The organism is Arenimonas sp. (genome assembly GCF_047602345.1).
Classification (GTDB): domain Bacteria; phylum Pseudomonadota; class Gammaproteobacteria; order Xanthomonadales; family Xanthomonadaceae; genus Arenimonas.
This window is the reverse complement of record NZ_JASGHN010000009.1, coordinates 102,199-124,668: the sequence shown is the minus strand read 5'-3', so window position 1 is coordinate 124,668 and position 22,470 is coordinate 102,199. Positions and strand designations below refer to the sequence as shown.

The window sequence follows — 22,470 nt, the reverse complement described above, 5'->3', positions numbered from 1 at the left end:
ACGCAAGCGACGTAAAGCCATGGTCGGCTTCTGCGGATAAAGCTAAACATTTAGTTTTAACTGAAGAGTTTGATCCTGGCTCAGAGTGAACGCTGGCGGCAGGCCTAACACATGCAAGTCGAGCGGCAGCGCGGGGGCAACCCTGGCGGCGAGCGGCGGACGGGTGAGGAACACATCGGAATCTACCTTGTCGTGGGGGATAACGTAGGGAAACTTACGCTAATACCGCATACGACCTACGGGTGAAAGCGGCGGACCGCAAGGCGTCGCGCGATTGGATGAGCCGATGTCCGATTAGCTAGTTGGCGGGGTAAAGGCCCACCAAGGCGACGATCGGTAGCTGGTCTGAGAGGACGACCAGCCACACTGGAACTGAGACACGGTCCAGACTCCTACGGGAGGCAGCAGTGGGGAATATTGGACAATGGGCGCAAGCCTGATCCAGCCATGCCGCGTGGGTGAAGAAGGCCTTCGGGTTGTAAAGCCCTTTTGTCCGGAAAGAAAAGCTGCCGGTTAATACCCGGTGGTCATGACGGTACCGGAAGAATAAGCACCGGCTAACTTCGTGCCAGCAGCCGCGGTAATACGAAGGGTGCAAGCGTTACTCGGAATTACTGGGCGTAAAGCGTGCGTAGGTGGTTCGTTAAGTCTGTCGTGAAATCCCCGGGCTCAACCTGGGAATGGCGATGGATACTGGCGGGCTAGAGTGCGGTAGAGGAGAGTGGAATTCCCGGTGTAGCAGTGAAATGCGTAGAGATCGGGAGGAACATCAGTTGCGAAGGCGGCTCTCTGGACCAGCACTGACACTGAGGCACGAAAGCGTGGGGAGCAAACAGGATTAGATACCCTGGTAGTCCACGCCCTAAACGATGCGAACTGGACGTTGGATGCAACTAGGCATTCAGTGTCGAAGCTAACGCGTTAAGTTCGCCGCCTGGGGAGTACGGTCGCAAGACTGAAACTCAAAGGAATTGACGGGGGCCCGCACAAGCGGTGGAGTATGTGGTTTAATTCGATGCAACGCGCAGAACCTTACCTGGTCTTGACATCCACGGAACTTGGCAGAGATGCCTTGGTGCCTTCGGGAACCGTGAGACAGGTGCTGCATGGCTGTCGTCAGCTCGTGTCGTGAGATGTTGGGTTAAGTCCCGCAACGAGCGCAACCCTTGTCCTTAGTTGCCAGCGAGTAATGTCGGGAACTCTAAGGAGACTGCCGGTGACAAACCGGAGGAAGGTGGGGATGACGTCAAGTCATCATGGCCCTTACGACCAGGGCTACACACGTACTACAATGGGAAGGACAGAGGGCTGCGATGCCGCGAGGCGGAGCCAATCCCAGAAACCTTCTCTCAGTCCGGATTGGAGTCTGCAACTCGACTCCATGAAGTCGGAATCGCTAGTAATCGCGGATCAGCATTGCCGCGGTGAATACGTTCCCGGGCCTTGTACACACCGCCCGTCACACCATGGGAGTTTGTTGCACCAGAAGCAGGTAGCTTAACCGCAAGGGGGGCGCTTGCCACGGTGTGGCCGATGACTGGGGTGAAGTCGTAACAAGGTAGCCGTATCGGAAGGTGCGGCTGGATCACCTCCTTTTGAGCATGACGAGTCGCCCTTGCAGGCGTCCGCACAAGTTTCCTGCCTTCAGAGAACAGATGACGCGTGAAGCGCGTTGTTTGTGTCCCGCATGTCGGGGCCATAGCTCAGCTGGGAGAGCACCTGCTTTGCAAGCAGGGGGTCGTCGGTTCGATCCCGACTGGCTCCACCACTGACTTGAGACGTCTTCGGACGGGTCTGTAGCTCAGGTGGTTAGAGCGCACCCCTGATAAGGGTGAGGTCGGAGGTTCGAGTCCTCCCAGACCCACCATCTGAGCATCTGAAGTGCCAGCGCACACCAAATTTATCCAGGCCGACGATGAGGTCGGACTTGGGTTCTTTGACAATTGGGAAAGTAGCGAGCGTTTGAGACAAAACTGTCATCAATACGTGTCGTAGAGGCTAAGGCGGGTCCGAAAAGGACCTAATTAATTGAGTGTAGTCGTTGAGATTCGCGTCAACGTGTAGCTCCGAGGCGACTTGGGGTTATATGGTCAAGCGAATAAGCGCACACGGTGGATGCCTTGGCGGTCAGAGGCGATGAAGGACGTGGCAGCCTGCGAAAAGCTCCGGGGAGTCGGCAACAGACATTGATCCGGAGATGTCCGAATGGGGAAACCCACCTCGCAAGAGGTATCCCGTACTGAATACATAGGTGCGGGAGGCGAACGCGGTGAACTGAAATATCTAAGTAACCGTAGGAAAAGAAATCAACCGAGATTCCCCCAGTAGTGACGAGCGAACGGGGAGCAGCCCTTAAGTCATTGTGGTTTTAGCAAAGCGGTCTGGAAAGGCCGGCCATAGACGGTGATAGCCCGGTATGCGAAAGGGCCACGATGATGAAAATGAGTAAGGCGGGGCACGAGAAACCCTGTCTGAACATGGGAGGACCATCTTCCAAGGCTAAATACTCCTGACCGACCGATAGTGAACCAGTACCGTGAGGGAAAGGCGAAAAGAACCGCGGAGAGCGGAGTGAAATAGACCCTGAAACCGTGTGCGTACAAGCAGTGGGAGCCCGCAAGGGTGACTGCGTACCTTTTGTATAATGGGTCAGCGACTTATTGTCTGTGGCGAGCTTAACCGTCTAGGGGAGGCGAAGGGAAACCGAGTCTGAATAGGGCGAATAGTCGCAGGCAATAGACCCGAAACCGGGTGATCTAGCCATGCCCAGGGTGAAGGTGCGGTAACACGCACTGGAGGCCCGAACCCACTCCTGTTGCAAAAGTAGGGGATGAGGTGTGGCTAGGAGTGAAAAGCTAATCGAACCCGGAGATAGCTGGTTCTCCTCGAAAGCTATTTAGGTAGCGCCTTATGTGAATCCTCTCGGGGGTAGAGCACTGTTATGGCTAGCGGGGCATTGCGCCTTAGCAAACCATTGCAAACTCCGAATACCGAGACGGAATGCATAGGAGACACACGGCGGGTGCTAACGTCCGTCGTGAAAAGGGAAACAACCCAGACCTACAGCTAAGGTCCCCAAATCATGGCTCAGTGGAAAACGATGTGGGAAGGCATAGACAGCCAGGAGGTTGGCTTAGAAGCAGCCATCCTTTAAAGAAAGCGTAATAGCTCACTGGTCGAGTCGGCCTGCGCGGAAGATTTAACGGGGCTAAGCCATGTACCGAAGCTTAGGGTGCATACACGTTGTGTATGCGCGGTAGAGGAGCGTTCCGTAAGCCTGCGAAGGTGGATTGAGAAGTCTGCTGGAGGTATCGGAAGTGCGAATGCTGACATGAGTAACGATAATGCGGGTGAAAAGCCCGCACGCCGAAAGCCCAAGGTTTCCTTGCGCAACGTTAATCGACGCAGGGTGAGTCGGCCCCTAAGGCGAGACCGAAAGGTGTAGTCGATGGGAAGCTGGTTAATATTCCAGCACCTCGCGTGACTGCGATGGGGGGACGGAGAAGGTTAGGTGTACCGGCTGTTGGTTGCCGGGGAAAGGCGGTAGGCATGAGGCGTAGGCAAATCCGCGTCTCTTTATGCCGAGCACCGAGACGAGCCCTATCGGGCGAAGTCACTGATACCACGCTTCCAGGAAAAGCCTCTAAGCTTCAGGTCACGCAGACCGTACCGAAAACCGACACAGGTGGGCAGGATGAGAATTCTCAGGCGCTTGAGAGAACTTGGGTGAAGGAACTAGGCAACATGGCACCGTAACTTCGGGAGAAGGTGCGCCGATCTTGGTGGCAACGTGCGTTGCTCGGCTGAGATCGGCCTCAGAAACCAGGCCGCTGCGACTGTTTATCAAAAACACAGCACTCTGCAAACACGAAAGTGGACGTATAGGGTGTGACGCCTGCCCGGTGCTGGAAGGTTAATTGATGGGGTTAGCCGCAAGGCGAAGCTCTTGATCGAAGCCCCAGTAAACGGCGGCCGTAACTATAACGGTCCTAAGGTAGCGAAATTCCTTGTCGGGTAAGTTCCGACCTGCACGAATGGCGTAACGACAGCGGCGCTGTCTCCACCCAAGGCTCAGTGAAATTGAAATCGCTGTGAAGATGCAGCGTTCCCGCGGCAAGACGGAAAGACCCCGTGAACCTTTACTATAGCTTTACATTGAACGTTGAGTTCGTCTGTGTAGGATAGGTGGGAGCCTATGAAGCGTTGGCGCTAGCTGGCGTGGAGGCAACCTTGAAATACCACCCTGATGTGCTTGACGTTCTAACCTGGGTCCGTAATCCGGATCGGGGACCATGTATGGTGGGTAGTTTGACTGGGGCGGTCTCCTCCCAAAGAGTAACGGAGGAGCACGAAGGTACGCTCAGCGCGGTCGGACATCGCGCACTGTGTGCAATGGCATAAGCGTGCTTGACTGCAAGAGCGACGGCTCAAGCAGGTACGAAAGTAGGTCATAGTGATCCGGTGGTTCTGTATGGAAGGGCCATCGCTCAACGGATAAAAGGTACTCCGGGGATAACAGGCTGATACCGCCCAAGAGTTCATATCGACGGCGGTGTTTGGCACCTCGATGTCGGCTCATCACATCCTGGGGCTGTAGTCGGTCCCAAGGGTATGGCTGTTCGCCATTTAAAGTGGTACGCGAGCTGGGTTCAGAACGTCGTGAGACAGTTCGGTCCCTATCTGTCGTGGGCGTTGGAGATTTGAGAGGGGCTGCTCCTAGTACGAGAGGACCGGAGTGGACGAACCTCTGGTGTTCCGGTTGTCGTGCCAACGGCACAGCCGGGTAGCTATGTTCGGAAGCGATAACCGCTGAAAGCATCTAAGCGGGAAGCGCGCCTCAAGATGAGATCTCCCGGGACACAAGTCCCCTAAAGGAACGATCAAGACTAGGTCGTTGATAGGCGCGGTGTGTAAGCAGGGCAACCTGTTGAGCTAACGCGTACTAATGATCCGTGTGGCTTGACCATATAACCTCAAGTTGCCTTACCTCGACGTCACGTCGATGACAAACGAAACAATCGCTCGCTACTGACCCAATCCAATTTGCTGATGCGATACAATCGCATCAACACCAAACGTGAGAGCGTGCGCGACTCGATCAATGCACCGATCGGAACCGCGACCCTCCAACCGTCTCCCTGGTGACCATAGCGTTGTGGAACCACCCGATCCCATCCCGAACTCGGAAGTGAAACGCAACCGCGCCGATGGTAGTGTGCACAAGCATGCAAGAGTAGGTCATCGCCAGGGGCTTTTTTAAAGACAAAACCCACCTCGAAAGAGGTGGGTTTTGTCTTTAAAGGCTTCGGCTTTTGCTGTTGTTGCGTAGGCGCCGTAGTCGCATTACGTGCACCGCAAGCAAACCCTTGTCGCTCAACGACAAGCTGCCTCGCAGACATGGGTCATCGCCAGGGGCTTTATCCAAAACGCCAGTCGAGCCATCGGCTGGCGTCTTGCTTTGGCGCGTAGCGCGTCGGCCACAGGTCGGGACAGGCGCGTCATCCCAAACACCCGCCTTGAACCCAGCGCGTGCGCCTCTTTGCCGACATCAAAAGCCCGCGCTTGCGCCGGCTGCTTCGCTCAAAAGCACCGACCCTGGACCGCGATCGGCGGTGGGTCTCCGTCATCCCGCCGCCCGGCCAACGAGGCCGACAAGAAACGCGACGTTTCCAGTGGTTTTTGGGGCTTATGCCGGTTGTCCGCGTCTTTGGGCGGCTGCTATAATCCCGCTTCTCGGCAAGGCCGTTCTTAAGGCCTGTCCGGCCCAACGGATGCGCCCGGTGGATCATCTCAGCGTCAATCGGGAAATCGCATTTCGTGCCGTTGCCTGGCAGGCGCTGGTTTCCGCGCTAGCCGGGTTGGTGGGGTGGGGCTGGACCGGCGGGAATGCGGGGCTGGCGGCTTTGATCGGCGGAAGTTCCTTGGCACTCGCGAATGCGGCTGCGGCGCAACTTTCGCTGGGCGGCGGCGTACAGCCGCCGCGAGCGGCATACGCCAGGTTGTTGCTGGGGACGGTCTTCAAGTGGGTGCTGGTGGTGGGAGTTTGGTTGGGGGCCATGGCCGTCCTGAAGAAGGCGCCGCTCGCCGCGATACTCGGACTGCTCGCTGCCATGGTTGCACATCCGGTTGCGATACTTTTTGCTGCGAAGGTGAAGCGTGAGCGTTGAACACGAAGCGGTCAGCCAGACCGGTTACATCCAGCACCACCTCAAGCATCTGCAGGTCGCCGTCGGCGACGGCACGTTCATGCGGATCAATATCGACAGCGTGTTCTTCTTCGCTGTGATGGCCCTCATCTTCCTCTTCGTTTTCCTGCGCGTGTCGCGCAGGGCGACGGCCGGCGTGCCGGGCAAGCTGCAGTGCGCGATCGAAATGGTAGTGGTCTTCGTTGATGGTCTGGTGCGCGAGACCTTCCATGGCCAGAGCAAGTACATCGCACCGCTGGCGATCACCATCTTCGCACTGGTGTTCATGATGAATTTCATGGACATGTTGCCGGTGGACCTGTTGCCGACCTTGTGGTCGAAGGCCTACGCGATGGCAGGCCATGATCCGCACCACGCCTATCTGCGCGTCGTGCCGACCGCCGACCTCAATGTCACGCTCGGAACCGCCCTGGGCGTGTTCCTGCTGATCCAGTACTTCGGCATCAGCCACAAGGGCATCGGCCTGTTCACCAAGGAAGCCTTCACGGCGCCTTTCCACGCGCACGGTGCGATCGGCATCGTGATCCTCGCGCCGATCAACTTCCTGCTTCGTCTGATCGAAGAGGCGGTTCGCCCGATTTCGCTGAGCCTGCGACTGTTCGGCAACATGTACGCCGGCGAGCTGATCTTCATCCTGATCGCGGTGATGACGCTGAATGCGTCGTTCGCCCATCTCAGCACGTACGTGATGATGCCGGTGCAGTTCATCGCCGGCTTCGTATGGACCGCATTCCACGTGCTGGTCATCACGCTGCAGGCCTTCATTTTCATGATGCTGACCGTCGTCTACCTGAGCATGGCGGCAGAGAAGCACTAAGGCGTCACCCCTTTCGCAGTTTCCTTTCAACCTCAGAGTCAGTTCGGAGCACACCATGGAAAAGTTCGTCCTCACCGCTGCAGTCATGCAGTACACCGTCATCGCCGCCGGCCTGCTGATCGGCCTGGGTGCCCTCGGTACCGCCATCGGCTTCGCCCTGCTGGGCGGCAAGTTCCTCGAGAGCTCGGCTCGCCAGCCGGAGCTGACCCCGATGCTGCAGACCAAGATGTTCATCGTCGCCGGCCTGCTCGACGCCGTGCCGATCATCGGCGTCGCCATCGCCCTGCTGCTGATCTTCGCCAACCCGTTCATCGCGCAGCTCGCGGGCGCCTAAGCAAGCCGGTCGTCACGCGATGGCGGCTTCGGCCGCCGTCGCCTAGGAGCATTCAATGGACTTTAATCTCACTCTGGTCATCCAGGGTCTCGCGTTCTTCACCGTCGCCTGGCTCGTGATGAAGTTCGGTTGGCCGAACATCATGGCCGCGATCGAGCAGCGCCAGGCCCAGATCGCCGAAGGCCTCGCCGCCGCCGACCGCAGCAAGAAGGATCTCGCCCAGGCCGAGGAAAAGGTCAACGAGGTCCTGCGTGAGGCCCGTACCAAGGCCGCCGAGATCATCGCCCAGGCCGAAGCACGCGCGAACCAGATCGTCGACGCCGCCAAGGAAGAGGCGATCGCCGAAGGCAACCGCCAGAAGGCGGCGGCCGAGGCGGAGATCGCGTCTGCCGCGACCCGCGCGAAGGAAGATCTGCGCAAGCAGGTGTCCTCGCTCGCCGTCGCCGGTGCCGAGAAGCTGATCCGTCGCGAGATCGACGGCAATGCGCACAAGGCATTGCTGGACGAGCTGGCGGCCGAAATCTGATCCGAACGAAGCGAAGACCATGAGCCAAGCCCTCACCCTCGCCCGTCCCTACGCCCGCGCCGCTTTCTCGCTCGCACGGGAACAGGCCAGGCTGCCGCAGTGGTCGCAACTGCTCGCGTTCAGCGCGATGGCAGTGGCCCAGCCCGCCGTGCAGTCGGTGCTGGGCGATCCGCGCCTGTCGGCGAACGACCTGGTCGAGTTGCTGCAGCCGCAAGGCGAATACGACCCGACCTTCCGCCGCTTCCTTGAGACGCTGGCGGAAAACCGCCGCCTCGCGCTGCTGCCGGAGATCGCCGGCTTGTTCGACGAGCTGAAGGCGGACGCGGAGCGCGTGGTGAAGGCGACGGTGACGTCGGCGCAGGCGCTGGATTCGAACGAACTGGCCAAGTTGCGCGAATCGCTCAAGCGTCGCTTCGGTCGCGAAGTCGAGATCAGCACCGCGATCGACGCCGGCTTGATCGGCGGCGCGGTCATCGACGCGGGCGACGTGGTCATCGACGGCTCCCTCCGCACCAAGCTGGCGCGCCTCGGCGCGGCGCTGGCGAACTGAGTTTCCGGATTTCCCTTTGAACCAAGCTGGCTTCGGCCAGTCACCCAGGACACACCCATGCAGACGCTCAACCCGTCCGAAATCAGCGAACTCATCAAGTCCCGCATCGAGAAGGTCAAGCTGGCCGCCGAAGCGCGCAACGAAGGCACCGTCACCTCGGTGTCCGACGGCATCGTGCGCATCCACGGCCTCGCCGACGTGATGCAGGGCGAAATGATCGAGCTGCCGAACAACACCTACGCGCTCGCGCTGAACCTGGAGCGCGACTCCGTCGGCGCCGTGGTGCTGGGCGACTACGAGCACCTGCGCGAGGGCGCCGTGGCCAAGACCACCGGCCGCATCCTCGAAGTGCCGGTCGGTCCGGAGCTGCTCGGCCGCGTCGTGAACGCGCTCGGCGAGCCGATCGACGGAAAGGGCCCGATCGACGCCAAGCTCAGCGAGCCGGTCGAGAAGGTCGCGCCGGGCGTGATCTGGCGCAAGTCGGTGTCGCAGCCGGTTCAGACCGGTTACAAGTCGGTCGACTCGATGATCCCGATCGGCCGCGGCCAGCGCGAGCTGATCATCGGCGACCGTCAGACCGGCAAGACGGCGATGGCTGTAGACGCCATCATCAACCAGAAGGGCACGGGCGTTAAGTGCGTGTACGTGGCGATCGGCCAGAAGGCTTCGACGATCGCGAACGTCGTGCGTCGCCTCGCCGACAACGGCGCTCTGGCGCACACCACCATCGTCGCCGCCTCGGCGTCCGAATCGGCCGCCATGCAGTACATCAGCGCCTACTCGGGCTGCACGATGGGCGAGTACTTCCGCGACCGCGGCGAAGACGCGCTGATCATTTACGACGACCTGTCCAAGCAGGCCGTGGCCTATCGCCAGATCTCGTTGCTGCTGCGCCGTCCGCCGGGCCGCGAAGCCTATCCGGGCGACGTGTTCTATCTCCATTCGCGCCTGCTCGAGCGCGCCGCGCGCGTGTCGGAAGAGTATGTCGAGAAGTTCACCAACGGCGCCGTCAAGGGCAAGACCGGCTCGCTGACCGCGCTGCCGATCATCGAAACGCAGGCGGGCGACGTCTCGGCCTTCGTGCCGACCAACGTGATCTCGATTACCGACGGCCAGATCTTCCTCGAGACCGACCTGTTCAACGCCGGCATCCGCCCGGCCGTGAACGCCGGCATCTCGGTGTCGCGCGTCGGCGGTGCGGCCCAGACCACGATCATGAAAAAGCTGTCGGGCGGCATCCGCATCTCGCTGGCGCAGTACCGCGAGCTGGCGGCGTTCGCCCAGTTCGCCTCCGACCTCGACGACGCTACCCGCAAGCAGCTCGAGCGTGGTCAGCGCGTGACCGAGCTGATGAAGCAGAAGCAGTACGCGCCGATGTCGATCGCCCAGATGGCGCTGTCGATCTATGCCGTCAACGAGGGTTACCTCGACGACGTGCCGTTGGCCAAGGTGCTGCCGTTCGAGGCGGGCCTGCACTCGCACATGGCCAACAGCTACGGCGACCTGCAGAAGAAGATCGTCGACAGCGGCGCGTGGGACAAGGACATCGAAGCTTCGTTCAAGAAGCTCATCGAAGAGTTCAAGACCACGGGCAGCTGGTAATCCATCCGTAGGAGCGGCCACGGCCGCGGCTTCGCGCCCACGGGCGCTCCTGCAGCAAAGGAAAGAAGATGGCAGGCGGCAGAGAAATCAAAACCAAGATCAAGTCGGTGCAGAACACCCGCAAGGTGACGCGTGCGCTCGAAATGGTCTCGGCGTCGAAGATCCGCAAGGCGCAAGACCGCATGCGCGCCTCGCGCCCGTATTCGCGCCTGATGACCCGCTTGATCGGCCATATCGCCAAGGCCAATTCCGAGTATCGGCATCCGTTCATGGCCGAGCACGAGGGCATCAAGCGCATCGGCTACATCATCGTGTCGACCGACCGCGGCCTGTGCGGCGGCCTGAACTCGTCGATGTTCCGCAAGATCCTGGCCGACATGCGCGAATGGCAGGGCAAGGGCGTCGAAGTGGATGTCGTCTGCATCGGCCAGAAGGCTTCCACCTTCTTCCGTCGCCTTAAGGTCACGATGGTCGGTTCGGTCACGCACCTGGGCGAGAAGCCGCAGCTCGAACAGCTGGTCGGCGTGATCAAGGTGATGCTCGACGGCTACAGCACGGGCCATCTGGATCGCGTGTTCCTCTGCTACAACGACTTCGTCAACACGATGGTGCAGAAGGCGCGCCAGGACCAGCTCCTGCCCCTGCCGCCGTCGGAGTCGCTGGAAAGCAAGCACGACTGGGACTACATCTACGAGCCGAACGCCGAAACCGTGCTCGATCACGTGATGACGCGCTACGTGGAATCGCTGGTCTACCAGGCCGTGCTGGAGAACCTCGCGTCCGAACACGCGGCGCGCATGGTGGCCATGAAAGCGGCGTCCGATAACGCCACCAAGCTTATCGGCACGCTGAACCTGATCTACAACAAGGCCCGCCAGGCCGCGATCACGCAGGAAATTTCCGAGATCGTCGGCGGCGCCGCTGCTGTTTAACCCATTGTCGCGGGGTCGGTTCGACCGCCCCCGCAAAAGAAACGAAACGTTTTCCAGAGGAAGCAAAAATGAGCCAGGGCAAGATTGTGCAGATCATCGGCGCCGTCGTGGACGTCGAGTTCCGCCCGCAACGACGTGCCGAAGGTGTACGACGCGCTTAAGGTCGACGGCACCGCCATCACGCTGGAAGTACAGCAGCAGCTCGGCGACGGCGTCGTGCGCACGATCGCTCTCGGCTCGACCGACGGCCTGAAGCGCAACCTGATCGCCAACAACACCGGCCGCGCGATCTCCGTGCCGGTCGGCGTCGGTACCCTGGGTCGCATCATGGACGTGCTCGGCGCGCCGATCGACGAAGCGGGCCCGGTCAAGGCCGACACCACCTGGGAAATCCACCGCGCGGCGCCGAGCTACGAAGACCAGTCCTCGACGACCGAACTGCTCGAGACCGGCATCAAGGTGATCGATCTCATGTGCCCCTTCGCCAAGGGCGGCAAAGTCGGCCTGTTCGGCGGCGCCGGCGTCGGCAAGACCGTCAACATGATGGAACTGATCAACAACATCGCGACCGAGCATTCGGGCCTGTCGGTGTTCGCCGGCGTGGGCGAGCGTACGCGCGAAGGCAACGACTTCTACCACGAGATGCAGGAGTCGGGCGTCGTCAACGTGGCCGAGCCGGAGAAGTCCAAGGTCGCGATGGTGTACGGCCAGATGAACGAGCCGCCGGGCAACCGCCTGCGCGTCGCGCTGACCGGCCTGACGATGGCCGAGTACTTCCGCGACGAAGGCCGCGACGTGCTGCTGTTCGTCGACAACATCTACCGTTACACGCTGGCCGGTACCGAAGTCTCGGCGCTGCTCGGCCGCATGCCGTCCGCCGTGGGTTACCAGCCGACGCTCGCCGAAGAAATGGGCGTGCTGCAGGAGCGCATCACCTCGACCAAGACCGGTTCGATCACCTCGATCCAGGCCGTTTACGTGCCCGCGGACGACCTGACCGACCCGTCGCCGGCGACCACCTTCGCCCACCTCGACGCCACCGTCGTGCTGTCGCGTAACATCGCCTCCCTCGGTATCTATCCGGCGGTCGACCCGCTCGACTCGACCTCGCGCCAGCTCGATCCGAACGTCATCGGTCACGAGCACTACGACACCGCCCGCCGCGTCCAGTCCACCTTGCAGAAGTACAAGGAGCTCAAGGACATCATCGCGATCCTCGGCATGGACGAACTGTCGGAAGAAGACAAGCAGGCCGTATCGCGCGCCCGCAAGATCGAGCGCTTCTTCTCGCAGCCGTTCACCGTCGCCGAAGTGTTCACCGGCTCGAAGGGCAAGTACGTCACGCTGAAGGACACCATCCGCGGCTTCAAGATGATCTGCGACGGCGAGTGCGATCACCTGCCGGAGCAGGCCTTCTACATGGTGGGCGGCATCGACGAGGCCTTCGAGAAGGCCAAGAAGATGGCCGAGAAGGCCTAAGCAGCACGCCCGCCCACGGACAACGGAACAGCTATGACCTCCACCATTCGTTGCGACATCGTCAGCGCCGAGGAAGAGATCTTCCATGGCGACGTGCAGATGGTCGTGGCTACCGGCGAAATCGGCGAGCTCGGTATTGCGCCGCGCCATGCGCCGTTGATCACCCGCCTCAAGCCGGGCAAGGTCGTGCTGACGCTGGCCAATGGCGACAAGCTCGACCTCGTGGTCTCGGGCGGCATCCTCGAAGTGCAGCCCCAGGTCGTCAGCATCCTGGCCGACACCGCGATCCGCGCCGAGAACATCGACGAAGAGAAGGCGAAGGCAGCGAAGGCGGAAGCCGAACGCATCCTCGCCGGCCGCGGCGAAGCGATCGAGATCGCCGAAGCGCAGGCCAGGCTCGCCGAAGCGATGGCGCAGCTGCAGGCGCTCGAGCGCCTGCGCAAGAACCTCAAGCACTGACAGCCATCGGATTCTCGAAACAGAAACGCCGGCGAAAGCCGGCGTTTTCTTTTCTGCGCCGGGATCAGCGCTTGACGAAGACCCAGTGCCGCCAGACGAAGAAGCCGATCACGGCCATGCCGCCTTCCACCAGCGGGTTGGCGATCCAGGCGCCTTGCAGAGACTTGTTCTGCGCGATCGTGTGGATGATGAAGGTGCTGATGCTGGTCAACAGGCTCCAGGCCAGCACGAATCGACCGAGGTGTTGCGGCGTATTCCTCGCGGGCCCGCCCTCGGAGAAAGTGTAGCGCCCGTTGAGCAGGAAGCCGAGGCAGGCGCCGCTGGCGCGACTGAGCACCTTGGCCGGGGCGACCGGCGCGCCGAGTGCGGTTGCGACGATGAAGACGACGGTATCCAGCGCCACCTGGGCCATACCCACCGCCACGAACATGCCAGCCTGTTTGAAGTGCCGCTTCCAGTCGTCGCGCATCGCGGCATTCTACCAGCCGCTGTCGCCGCAACGTCCTATCGCGACACCGGACACGGCGATTCGATCGCGCGCCGATCAAGCGGACAAAGCACCAAGTTCCCCAGGCTGCTCTCGACGGGCCTGCATTCGCTGTTCGCTCGCAGGCCGTACGCGGATTCGATGATGGCCTGACCATCGTCGTCCGCCGGCATGGGCGTGCGCAGCAACCAGAGCGGGCCTTCGTGTCCGGCGATGCGCGACTGCACGCGCCGTTGCAGACCGCTGCATTTTTCAGGATGCATGAAGTTGTTGTAGGCGGAGACGATGGGAACGGCATCGTCGATGCGAAGTGCCGCGAAGGCCAAGGGTTCCTGGCTGCTGAGTATCAGCATCGAACCTGCCGGCAGCGGCGGCAGGTCGAGCGCGAACATCGGCGAGCGGAAGCTCTCGCGCGGCCATGCCGGCCGGCCAGTCGCTACGACCACCAGCAGCGCAAGCACCACGGCCGAACCGATGCGCCATTCGCGCCGAAACGCCTGCAGGCAGAGCAGGAGGGGCAGGCCGGCGAGCATCTCCAGCGGAAGCAGGTAGCGATAGATGCCGTATTGCCAAACCCAAACCGCGAACGAAATCAGATAGAACCAGGTCATCGAGCGGATCGGCAGGGATATCGATGCGAAACGGTCCGGATTCCGTCTTGCGAGTGCCAGCAGGATAGGCCACGCCGCCAGGCCGAGCAGCAGTCGTGGATCGCGCAGCGTGGTTTCGGCATACAGGCTCGAACCGGCGGCGAGCCGGAACGGAACCAATGCCGCATCGAGGAAACTGCCGGGAACAAAACGCAAGTCGGCGAACGCCTCGGGCGGGGCGTCGACGGATCGGAACACCTGATTGAAGTAGGGGAATACCGGGTTTCCGTAGAGATCGAACAAGGTCCATCCCCAATACCCGTAGGTCAGCGCAAAACCGGCGATACCGCCGATCAGCAGGGCCAGCAGGCGCTGCGGTGCGCGATGGATCGGGCCTGCCGGCACGGCCGCCGCCGCGAATCCGATGCAATAGATGGCAGCGGTCAGTTTCAGTCCCGCCGTTGCGCCGGCGATGACGCCGGCCACGCACCAGTGCCAGGGCTTCGGGACATCGTTGCGGAAAAGCAGGTAAAGCGCGCCAACGACGCCGGCCGCGACGAAGCCGTCGTTCATGCTGGCGCCGATTTCCATGCGCACATCGACGCCGCCGATCGCCAGCAGGCACAGCAGCAGTTGCATGGAAAATCCCGGCGGCTCCGGACTCAGCCGCGCATGCAGCCGAAGCAGGAGAAAGAGGGCAAGCATGTAAGGCAACGTCAGCCAGAGTGCGACCGCGACGCCCGATGCGCCGGCACTGACCAGCAGATAAAGCGGCAGGTCGAGCAAGGGGTTGTGCCAGGTCTGCAACTGGGCGGGCGCGATGTCCGTCAGGAGGCGCCCATGCAACCACGCGTGCGGGTTGTAGAGATGATAGTTGCGCAGATCCCAGTTGCCGTCCTGTCCCAGGGCGAGCGTCAGTAGCAGGGGCAGGACCAGGGCGAGGGTCAGCGGCAACAGGACGGAGCGGTCGTTCGCTGCGGGCGTACGCATGGCGTCTACATCATCGGCAATTGCTAAGATTGTCGCAGAACCCGCCGCTCCCGATCAGCGGCTGGATACGGGATCCGGGCATGCCTACCCTTCCACCTTTGCACGTCGTCGTCCTCGCCGCAGGCGAAGGCAAGCGCATGAAATCGGCCTTGCCCAAGGTGCTGCACAAGGTCGCGGGCCGACCGATGCTGGCGCATGTGATCGCGACCGCGCGCGACCTCGCGCCCGAAGGCATCCATGTCGTTTTCGGCCACGGCGGCGAGCAAGTCAAAGCAGCCTTTGCCGATCAGGGCGATCTGCGTTGGGCGGAACAGCAACAGCAGAAGGGAACCGGCCATGCGGTGCAGCAGGCCATGCCGTCGATACCCGACGACGCGCGCGTGCTGGTGCTCTACGGGGACGTGCCCCTGATCCGCGCGGATTCCCTGCGAGCCCTGCTGCAGTTGCCAGGGCCGCTCAACGTGCTTGCGGCAGAGCCATCCGATCCGACCGGTTACGGCCGGCTCGTGCTCGATGCCACCGGACACGTCGGCGCCATCGTCGAGCAGAAGGATGCCGACGAGGACGTCAAGCGCATTCGCCTGATCAATACCGGCATCATCGTGGCCGAGGCGGCTTCGCTACGGCGCTGGCTGGCCGGGCTCGGCAATGCCAACGCCCAGGGCGAGTACTACCTGACCGACGTGTTCGCCATGGCCGCCACCGAGTTCTCGCCGGCCGACTACGTTTCGGTCGAGGATCCGCTGGAAACCGAAGGCGCGAACGATCCCTGGCAGTTGGCGCAGCTCGAGCGCGGCTACCAGCGACGAACCGCGCACGCCCTGGCGATGCAAGGCGTCCGCATCGCCGACCCCGCGCGATTCGATCTGCGCGGGACCGTGTTGCCCGGCCGCGATGTCGAGATCGACGTCGACGTGGTGCTCGAAGGCGACGTGCACCTGGGCGATGGCGTGCGCATCGGGCCTTTCTGCCGTCTGAAGGACGTCACGCTTGGCAGCGGGACGGTCGTCAACGCACATAGCGATCTCGATGGTGTGCGTGCCGGAGCCGAATGCAGCATCGGTCCGTACGCGCGCCTGCGTCCAGGCACCGAGCTGCTCGATCGCGTGCATGTCGGCAACTTCGTCGAAACGAAAAAGGCGCGCATCGGCGAAGGTTCGAAAGCCAATCACCTCAGCTATCTTGGCGACGCCGAGATCGGTGCCGGGGTGAATGTCGGCGCCGGCACGATTACCTGCAACTACGATGGCGTGAACAAGGCCACGACGAATATCGAGGACGGCGCGTTCATCGGTTCCAATTCGTCGCTGGTGGCGCCGGTCACCATCGGCAAGGACGCGACGATCGGCGCAGGCTCGGTGATCGGCAAGAACGCGCCCGCCGGTAAGCTCACCGTGGCGCGTGCGCGCCAGGTCACGCTCGATGGCTGGCAGCGTCCGACCAAAAAGCCTAAGTAGCGCACTCCAAGGCGATCAGCACCGCACGGGTTCAGCGGGGAGCTTCTTCGGCCGTCTGGCGCAACAGGGTCTGGGCCTCGAAGCCGAGCCGTTCGAACTCGGCTCGCTCGTAGTCCAGCCCGCGCAACCAGATCATCACGCCGCGATCCTCGATCAGTTGTTCGCGATTGCGGCCGCGGCGATAGTACAGCCGGCGCTCGCCTTCCTCGCCTGTTTCGGCGAATTCGTCCGGACCGGTCACTTTCACCTCGTCCCGCCATCGTCCGAAATGGTCGGCCACCAACTGAGGCGAGATGTTTCGCGTCGTCGTCAACGAGGCTTCGAATCGGATTTGCTGGTCGGGCCCGAGCCACTGGCAGACGCCTGCCATCCCGAAGGGGCGGGCAGTGCGCGGTTCGAGGTCCGGCGCGGGCGCAAGCGCGGACAGCTTCGCGCACAGGTCCAGCGATTCCGCGCCAGCCAACGGATGATCGTTGCCGCGGAACAGCCACAGCGGTAGCGCGAGCGCCAGCAGCAGGAACAGCGCCAGCAACGCACCTGCGCCGGCCCGGCGGCGCAACCAGGGATCGTTTTCGTACATGCGGTCGCCGCCAGCGGGCAGTGGTCAGGTATTGGGCAGGATAAGCGAAACGCAGAGCCCGCCGCCGTCGCGATTGGCCAGCGCGATCCGTCCGCCATGCGCTTCGGCAATTTCGCGCGCAAGCGCCAGGCCGAGGCCGGTGCCGCTGCGCTTGGTCGAATAGAACGGGACCAGCGCATTGCTCAGCACCGCTTCGCTCATGCCGCTGCCGCGGTCGAGCACGTCGATGCGCACGGCCTGCGGTCCGCGCCGGACTCCCAACCGCACTTCCTCCGGCGCCGAACCCGATTCGTGCGCGTTCTTCAGCAGGTTGAGCAGCGCCTGCTCCAACTGGGGCACGTCGATGCGGATGGGCTCCTCCGGCAAGTTGCCTTCTTGCACGAACGCGATCTGCGTGGCGAGGCGCGCGACGAAATCCGGCCACAAGGAGGTTTCCAGTCGCGGCGCGGGCAGCTTGGCGAAACGCGCATAGCCTCGAATGAAGCCTTCGAGGTGGCGTGCGCGCTCTTCGATCGTCGCCAGGATGCTCGGCAATCGCTCGTTCTGGCCGCGACGCAGAAGTTCGGCGCCGGAGTGCGCCAGCGAAGCGACAGGGGCCAGCGAATTGTTGAGTTCGTGGCTGATGACCCGAATGACCTTTTTCCAGGTCTGCACTTCCTGCCGCCGCAGTTCGGCCGTCAACAGGCGCAGCAGGATCAGTTCGTGCGTGCGGCCGTTGAGCCGGAAGCTTCGGCGGGCGAGGTGGTAAACCTCTTCCTCGTCGTCTTCGCCGACGGAAAACAGGCCGTCGTTGCCGCGCCCGAGGGCGTCGCGCAAGGGTTCGGCCGCGGTCTCGAGCACGTCGCCGAAGGCATGGCCTTCGAGTTTCCTGCCATTGCCCAGCAAGCGGCGCGCCGCGAGATTGGCGTAGACGATCGGACCCGACTCCAGCACCAGCAACATCGCCACCGGCGTGTTCTGCACCATCGTGTCGAGCAGCAATTCGCGTTGCACCAGCCCCAGTCGCTGTTCGCGTAGCACATCGCCCAGCTCGTTGTGCGCCACGACCAGGTCGCCGAGTTCGTCGTTGCCCTGCCAGCTCAGGCCGAAAGAGAAATCGCCGTCGCGGTAGCTGGTGACCGTGCCGGTCAGGGCGCGGAACAAGGACAACATGGGGCGCAGCAGGCGGCGCACGGCCCAGATCGCCAGCGGCAGCACGATCAGGCACACGAGGCTGACGATCAGCCAGGGACTGTCGGGCAACCATCGATCCAGCGCGAGCGTGAGCCCCGTTGCGAGCACGACCAGGCCGCCGGTCACGGCGATGGCTCGTGCGGCCAGGGAGATGCGAACGGGCATGTCAGCTACGCACGATGCCCAGGCGTTCCATGCGCCGATACAGCGCCTGGCGACTCAATCCGAGTTCGGCAGCGGCTTGCGCAACGACACCGCTGGCGCGCGCGAGCGCGCGCTCGATGCTGTCCCGGTCGGGTTCGGGATCCGCCGTCGGACCCGCGATGTACGCCGCGGCGACAGGCAGGCCGAGATCGGCCGGTTCGATGCATTCGTTCGCTGCCAGCAGGCCGGCCCGCTGCATCACGTTCTTCAGCTCGCGCACATTGCCCGGCCAGCCATGTTGCCGCAGGGCGGCGCGCGCGGCCTCTCCGAGCGATTTTCCGGGCGGCAGGAAATGTTCGGCCAGCGGTAGGATGTCGCCGGGACGCTCGGCCAGCGGCGGCAGACGCAGCTCGATGACATTGAGGCGATAGTAGAGATCTTCGCGAAACGTGCCGGCGCGGATCATCGCCGGCAAGTCGGCATTGGTCGCGCTCAGCACGCGCACTTTGACCTGGCGTTCGCGATTTGAACCCAGGCGTTCGAACCGCCCCGTTTCCAGTACGCGCAACAGCTTCATCTGCCCCGCGGGCGGAAGGTTTCCGATCTCGTCGAGGAAGAGCGTGCCGCCGTCGGCCGCTTCGAACTTGCCTTCGCGCGCCTTGCTTGCGCCGGTATAAGCGCCGGCGTCGGCGCCGAACAACTCGGCTTCGATCAGCTCGGAGGGCAGGGCGCCGCAGTTGAGCGTCACGAACGGACCTTCTTTCACCGAGGAGTTGGCGCGAATGATTTCCGCGATGCGCTCCTTGCCGCTGCCGTTCGGGCCGGTGATCAGCACCGGAACATCGGCGCGTGCGACCTGGCAGGCGAGGGCGAGCACGCGCTCGGTCGCCGGGTCGTTCCACACGACGTCGCGCAGGTCGAAGCGTTCTTCCAGGTCGCGACGTTGGCGGCGTTCCCGTTGAACGCGCTGCTGCAGTTCGCGATTGGCCTGCCCGAGCTCGATCAGGTTGATCACGCTGGCGATCAGGCGGCGATCGTCCCAGGGTTTGGCGAGGTAGTCGGCAGCGCCCGCCTTGACCAGGTCCACGGCGGCATCGAGGTGCGTCCACGCCGTCAGCAGGATGACCGGAAGATCGGGGAACGCCGCGCGGATCTCGCGGAACAGTTCGACGCCTTCCTCGCCCGAGGTCGTGTCGGCGGCGAAGTTCATATCCTGCACGACCAGGTCCACCGCTTCCTTGCGCAGGAGGGCCAGGCCCTCCTGTGGCGAAAGTGCGCGCAGGGTACGCAGTTCATGCAGGGAGAACAGCACTTCGAGCGCCGTCGCTACCGCTGGATTGTCGTCGATCACCAGGACCGTAGGCATGTGTATTTATACCGCGTAAGAGAGACGGGCGGACAGCGCAAGCGCATTCTCGGCGCGAGCCGCCGCACTGGGTGCGAGTCGTCTAGGTTGCGATCGCTCGGGTGCCAGTGCCTGGCGTACTTCGACCGGCCGATTCGGAGGTTTCCGTCAAGCCGCGGATCCGCCGGAGAGGGGAGAAGGATCGCCGCCGAAGCGGCGGCGATCCTCGAACTCATGTGCTGCGCGTGGCGATCGCCGGCGAGATGCTTGCCGCGCGCGACGCCGGCCCGTACACGGCCAGCACGCCCAACAACCACAGCACCAGCGAGCCCACCGCGAGATAGCCCAGGGGCAACTTGTTGAGCTCGAGCTCGCTGACCAGCAACTGGTTCAGGCCGAGCGCCAGCAACAGGCCGGCGACGATGCCGCCGGTGCTGATCATCAGGTTCTCGGTGATGAAATAACGCAGGATGTCGAACTGGCGGGCGCCGAGCGCGCGCCGCACGCCGATCTGCTTGCGGCGCTGATTCACCCAAAGCGTGGCCATGCCGACGATGCCGCTGGCGGTGACGAGCAGCAAGAGCACGGTGACGGTGACCAGCATCCAGGCGACCGCGCGATCGTCGCGGTAGCGACGGTCGCGATCTTCGTTCATCGCACGCTTCTCGACGACCATGCGGCCGGGCATCGCCTTCAGCAGGGCGGCTTCGGCATCCTTCAGGATGCGATCGCGCTGCGCCGGATCGACGCGCAAGGAGAACAGCGAGTAGGAGCTGACCCAACGCGTGGCGAGGATCGTCGACAGTTCGCCGCGTTCGCCCAGATTCGACCAGGGCGTCTGCAGGCGTTCGACGACGCCGATCACCTTCAGCGGCTGGGCGCGGGCGCCGTTGCCGATGTACATGGTCTTGCCCGCCGCCTTGCCGTCCGGCCAGAGCTTGCTGGCCAGGGCTTGCGTGATGATCGCGTTCTGGCCCAGCGTCTCGTCCACCTTGGGGTCGGACTGGTATACGTCCTCGTCAGTGAAGTCGCGGCCCTCGACCAGCTTCAGTCCGTAAGTCTTCACCAGCGAATCGGGACCGAAGTACATCGCGGTGTTCGAACTGGAATCGGTCTGTTTCGGATCGAGGGACAGGCCCATGTTCCAACCCGACTGCGACAACGGTGTCTGGTTCGTCCAGGCCACCGACTGCACGCCGGGGATCGCGCGCAAGAGCTCGGCGTCGCGCTGTTGCATCGCGACGATCGCTTCGGAAGTCTCCGGGTCCTTCAGGGGCGCGATCGAGATGCGCAGCAGCGCGTTCTCGTCGTCGACGCCGCTGGGGCGCGCGGCGACCTCGAGGCGGTCACGAATGATGTAGAGCGCGTTGGCGACGATGGCCAGGCTGAGGGCGATCTGCGCGGCGATCAGCAGGGCGCCGGTCTTGTTGCGCAACAACGAGGACAGGATGGGACGGATTTCCATGGCGCGCTCCTTATTGCGTCTTCAGTTGCAGGGCCGGCGTGACCTGGCAGGCGCGCCACGTCGGCAGCAGGCCGGCCAGCAGGCTGGCTGCCACGGACAGGGCCAGCGTGGTGCCGAGCATCATCCAGTCCATGTGCGCGACGACCGCCATTTCGTCGGACTGCAGCGAGATCAGCCACAGCCCGCCGAAACTCAGCAGCAGACCGAGCAGGCCGCCGACCAGGCCGATGACGCCGGCCTCGGTCAGGTACTGGCGGAAGATCTCCGGCCGCGTTGCGCCGAGCGCGCGGCGCACGCCGATCTCGCCGGAGCGCGCCGAGAACTTCGCCAGCAGCAGGCCCACGGTGTTCACCAGGCAGACCAGCAGGAAGCCGAAGGCCAGCCAGGTCGACAGCTTGCTGTCGTTGCTGACGACGTTCAGGTGATCCATCCACTCCATGACGTTCTCGACGCGCGTGTTCACCGGACGCGGAAAGCGCCCGAGCTTTTTCTGGTCGGTGATGTAGGCGGTGAGGTAGTCCTTGATGCGCTGCCTGTCGGCCGCGCTCTCGCCCTCGAACCAGAACTGGATCCAGTCGCATTCCGAGTCGAGCCAGCCCTGCCAACCCGGAGAAGCGCCGTCGCCGCTGCAGTTGTTGTTGCCGTTGTTGTTGAGCTCGTGCCGCACGGCGGTCTGGAACGGGATGAAGAACTCGTCCTCGCCGTCGAAGCTGCCGCCGTTGCCGTTGATCAGGCGGTAGTAGCGCGGCAGCGGTTTCCATTCATCGAGCACGCCGACCACCTGGAAATCGGCGCCTTCCATGCGTACGCGCTTGCCGACCGGATTGGTCTTGCCGAACAGCTTCTCGCTGATCGCGCGATTCAGGACGACCACGTCGCGTTTGGCGCTTTCGTCTTCCTTGCTCCACGCCGCGCCGTACAGGAAGGGCGTTTCGAACATGGCGAAGAAATCCGCCGTCGGCGCCACGCCCTGCACCAGGAAAGGCGGCAGGTCGGGGCGGCCGCTTTCGATGCCGGAGACCACGCCATAAACGGCGGTGCGACGCGCGCCGACGCCGCTGGCCAGCAGGTTGGTCGCATCGCGATAGGTCATCTGGTCGCTGGGTTCGTCCGCTGCCGTGTAACCGTTGAGCGGTGCGTTGTCGAGGCGAGGAACGAACAGACGGTCGCTCTTGTGCGGGATCGGATCGCCGGACATCACGTAGAGCACGGTCAGCGTCGCCATGCTGGCGGCGACGCCCACGGCCAGGGTGATGACCATCAGGGCGGTGAGGGCGGGATTGCGGCGCAGATTGCGCAGGCCCAGCCCGAAGTAGTAGCCGAACATGGTCGGT

At 62.8% G+C, this 22,470-nt stretch carries 16 protein-coding genes, 2 tRNA genes, 3 rRNA genes and 1 pseudogene; 15 read left to right on the top strand and 7 right to left on the bottom strand.

Annotated elements, in window-relative coordinates; all coding sequences use genetic code 11:
• Positions 1 to 57: 57 nt before the first annotated feature.
• The 14 genes and pseudogenes from QM707_RS12835 to QM707_RS12770 all read left to right on the top strand — a co-directional run bounded on the left by QM707_RS12835 (position 58) and on the right by QM707_RS12770 (position 12,905).
• Positions 58 to 1,596, top strand: a 16S ribosomal RNA gene (locus QM707_RS12835).
• Between the two features lie 96 nt (positions 1,597 to 1,692).
• A tRNA-Ala gene (locus QM707_RS12830) sits at positions 1,693 to 1,768 on the top strand.
• Between the two features lie 22 nt (positions 1,769 to 1,790).
• Positions 1,791 to 1,867 (top strand) — tRNA-Ile (locus QM707_RS12825).
• Positions 1,868 to 2,088: 221 nt separating this feature from the next.
• Positions 2,089 to 4,967: ribosomal RNA gene (locus QM707_RS12820) — 23S ribosomal RNA — on the top strand.
• A gap of 170 nt (positions 4,968 to 5,137) precedes the next feature.
• A 5S ribosomal RNA gene (rrf, locus tag QM707_RS12815) occupies positions 5,138 to 5,250 on the top strand.
• The 16S, 23S and 5S rRNA genes sit together here with 2 tRNA genes alongside, the layout of an rRNA operon.
• Before the next feature lie 530 nt (positions 5,251 to 5,780).
• Positions 5,781 to 6,167, top strand: a complete 387-nt coding sequence (locus tag QM707_RS12810) for an ATP synthase subunit I (RefSeq protein ID WP_415002271.1) — start codon at positions 5,781 to 5,783, stop codon at positions 6,165 to 6,167.
• On the top strand, positions 6,157 to 7,023 hold the full coding sequence (atpB, locus tag QM707_RS12805; protein ID WP_415002270.1) for a F0F1 ATP synthase subunit A: 867 nt from the start codon (positions 6,157 to 6,159) through the stop codon (positions 7,021 to 7,023). Before QM707_RS12810 ends, atpB begins: the two co-directional genes overlap by 11 nt.
• A 55-nt stretch (positions 7,024 to 7,078) precedes the next feature.
• Positions 7,079 to 7,357 carry a F0F1 ATP synthase subunit C gene (gene atpE, locus QM707_RS12800; RefSeq protein ID WP_415002269.1) on the top strand — a complete coding sequence of 93 codons (279 nt, stop codon included), beginning with the start codon at positions 7,079 to 7,081 and terminating at the stop codon, positions 7,355 to 7,357.
• Between the two features lie 55 nt (positions 7,358 to 7,412).
• The gene (locus QM707_RS12795; RefSeq protein WP_415002268.1) at positions 7,413 to 7,883 is read left to right on the top strand and encodes a F0F1 ATP synthase subunit B; all 471 of its coding nucleotides are present in this window, start codon (positions 7,413 to 7,415) and stop codon (positions 7,881 to 7,883) included.
• A 19-nt stretch (positions 7,884 to 7,902) separates the two neighbouring features.
• Complete coding sequence (locus tag QM707_RS12790) at positions 7,903 to 8,433, top strand: F0F1 ATP synthase subunit delta (RefSeq protein WP_415002267.1); 531 nt, start codon at positions 7,903 to 7,905, stop codon at positions 8,431 to 8,433.
• A gap of 57 nt (positions 8,434 to 8,490) precedes the next feature.
• Positions 8,491 to 10,035, top strand: a complete 1,545-nt coding sequence (gene atpA / locus QM707_RS12785; RefSeq protein WP_415002266.1) for a F0F1 ATP synthase subunit alpha — start codon at positions 8,491 to 8,493, stop codon at positions 10,033 to 10,035.
• 68 nt (positions 10,036 to 10,103) lie between these two features.
• A complete protein-coding gene (gene atpG, locus QM707_RS12780) occupies positions 10,104 to 10,967 on the top strand; it encodes a F0F1 ATP synthase subunit gamma (protein ID WP_415002265.1) in 864 nt (287 codons plus the stop codon).
• Between the two features lie 68 nt (positions 10,968 to 11,035).
• Positions 11,036 to 12,446, top strand: a pseudogene (atpD, locus tag QM707_RS12775) (F0F1 ATP synthase subunit beta).
• 33 nt (positions 12,447 to 12,479) lie between these two features.
• Positions 12,480 to 12,905, top strand: coding sequence for a F0F1 ATP synthase subunit epsilon (locus QM707_RS12770; protein ID WP_415002264.1), 426 nt, complete (start codon positions 12,480 to 12,482; stop codon positions 12,903 to 12,905).
• 64 nt (positions 12,906 to 12,969) lie between these two features.
• Here the strand turns inward: QM707_RS12770 and QM707_RS12765 are convergent, their stop codons facing one another.
• Positions 12,970 to 13,374 carry a GtrA family protein gene (locus tag QM707_RS12765; RefSeq protein WP_415002263.1) on the bottom strand — a complete coding sequence of 135 codons (405 nt, stop codon included), beginning with the start codon at positions 13,372 to 13,374 and terminating at the stop codon, positions 12,970 to 12,972.
• A 35-nt stretch (positions 13,375 to 13,409) separates the two neighbouring features.
• Positions 13,410 to 14,972 (bottom strand): hypothetical protein, encoded by a 1,563-nt coding sequence (locus tag QM707_RS12760; protein WP_415002262.1) that lies wholly within the window; start codon positions 14,970 to 14,972, stop codon positions 13,410 to 13,412.
• 80 nt (positions 14,973 to 15,052) lie between these two features.
• On the opposite strand from QM707_RS12760, the gene glmU reads away from it, so the two are divergent.
• Positions 15,053 to 16,429: a bifunctional UDP-N-acetylglucosamine diphosphorylase/glucosamine-1-phosphate N-acetyltransferase GlmU gene (glmU, locus tag QM707_RS12755; RefSeq protein ID WP_415002261.1), complete on the top strand. Its 1,377-nt coding sequence runs from the start codon at positions 15,053 to 15,055 to the stop codon at positions 16,427 to 16,429.
• A 31-nt stretch (positions 16,430 to 16,460) separates the two neighbouring features.
• Here glmU and QM707_RS12750 read toward each other — a convergent pair whose 3' ends face one another.
• From QM707_RS12750 to QM707_RS12730, 5 genes are all read right to left on the bottom strand, one after another.
• Positions 16,461 to 17,009 carry a hypothetical protein gene (locus QM707_RS12750; RefSeq protein ID WP_415002260.1) on the bottom strand — a complete coding sequence of 183 codons (549 nt, stop codon included), beginning with the start codon at positions 17,007 to 17,009 and terminating at the stop codon, positions 16,461 to 16,463.
• Positions 17,010 to 17,033: 24 nt separating this feature from the next.
• Positions 17,034 to 18,347 carry a sensor histidine kinase gene (locus tag QM707_RS12745; RefSeq protein ID WP_415002259.1) on the bottom strand — a complete coding sequence of 438 codons (1,314 nt, stop codon included), beginning with the start codon at positions 18,345 to 18,347 and terminating at the stop codon, positions 17,034 to 17,036.
• 1 nt (position 18,348) lies between these two features.
• Complete coding sequence (locus QM707_RS12740) at positions 18,349 to 19,692, bottom strand: sigma-54-dependent transcriptional regulator (RefSeq protein WP_415002258.1); 1,344 nt, start codon at positions 19,690 to 19,692, stop codon at positions 18,349 to 18,351.
• A gap of 211 nt (positions 19,693 to 19,903) precedes the next feature.
• Entirely contained in the window at positions 19,904 to 21,136 is a 1,233-nt protein-coding gene (locus tag QM707_RS12735; protein ID WP_415002257.1) for an ABC transporter permease, read from the bottom strand.
• 10 nt (positions 21,137 to 21,146) lie between these two features.
• The gene (locus QM707_RS12730) at positions 21,147 to 22,463 is read right to left on the bottom strand and encodes an ABC transporter permease (RefSeq protein WP_415002256.1); all 1,317 of its coding nucleotides are present in this window, start codon (positions 22,461 to 22,463) and stop codon (positions 21,147 to 21,149) included.
• Positions 22,464 to 22,470: the final 7 nt, after the last annotated feature.

Coding starts and splice junctions, on each gene's coding strand:
- atpG (WP_415002265.1), top strand. CDS start 10,104: ATGGCAGGCGGCAGAGAAATCAAAACCAAGATCAAGTCGGTGCAGAAC.
- QM707_RS12745 (WP_415002259.1), bottom strand. CDS start 18,347: ATGCCCGTTCGCATCTCCCTGGCCGCACGAGCCATCGCCGTGACCGGC.
- QM707_RS12765 (WP_415002263.1), bottom strand. CDS start 13,374: ATGCGCGACGACTGGAAGCGGCACTTCAAACAGGCTGGCATGTTCGTG.
- glmU (WP_415002261.1), top strand. CDS start 15,053: ATGCCTACCCTTCCACCTTTGCACGTCGTCGTCCTCGCCGCAGGCGAA.
- QM707_RS12795 (WP_415002268.1), top strand. CDS start 7,413: ATGGACTTTAATCTCACTCTGGTCATCCAGGGTCTCGCGTTCTTCACC.
- QM707_RS12735 (WP_415002257.1), bottom strand. CDS start 21,136: ATGGAAATCCGTCCCATCCTGTCCTCGTTGTTGCGCAACAAGACCGGC.
- atpE (WP_415002269.1), top strand. CDS start 7,079: ATGGAAAAGTTCGTCCTCACCGCTGCAGTCATGCAGTACACCGTCATC.
- atpA (WP_415002266.1), top strand. CDS start 8,491: ATGCAGACGCTCAACCCGTCCGAAATCAGCGAACTCATCAAGTCCCGC.
- QM707_RS12790 (WP_415002267.1), top strand. CDS start 7,903: ATGAGCCAAGCCCTCACCCTCGCCCGTCCCTACGCCCGCGCCGCTTTC.
- QM707_RS12770 (WP_415002264.1), top strand. CDS start 12,480: ATGACCTCCACCATTCGTTGCGACATCGTCAGCGCCGAGGAAGAGATC.
- QM707_RS12750 (WP_415002260.1), bottom strand. CDS start 17,009: ATGTACGAAAACGATCCCTGGTTGCGCCGCCGGGCCGGCGCAGGTGCG.
- QM707_RS12730 (WP_415002256.1), bottom strand. CDS start 22,463: ATGTTCGGCTACTACTTCGGGCTGGGCCTGCGCAATCTGCGCCGCAAT.
- QM707_RS12760 (WP_415002262.1), bottom strand. CDS start 14,972: ATGCGTACGCCCGCAGCGAACGACCGCTCCGTCCTGTTGCCGCTGACC.
- QM707_RS12740 (WP_415002258.1), bottom strand. CDS start 19,692: ATGCCTACGGTCCTGGTGATCGACGACAATCCAGCGGTAGCGACGGCG.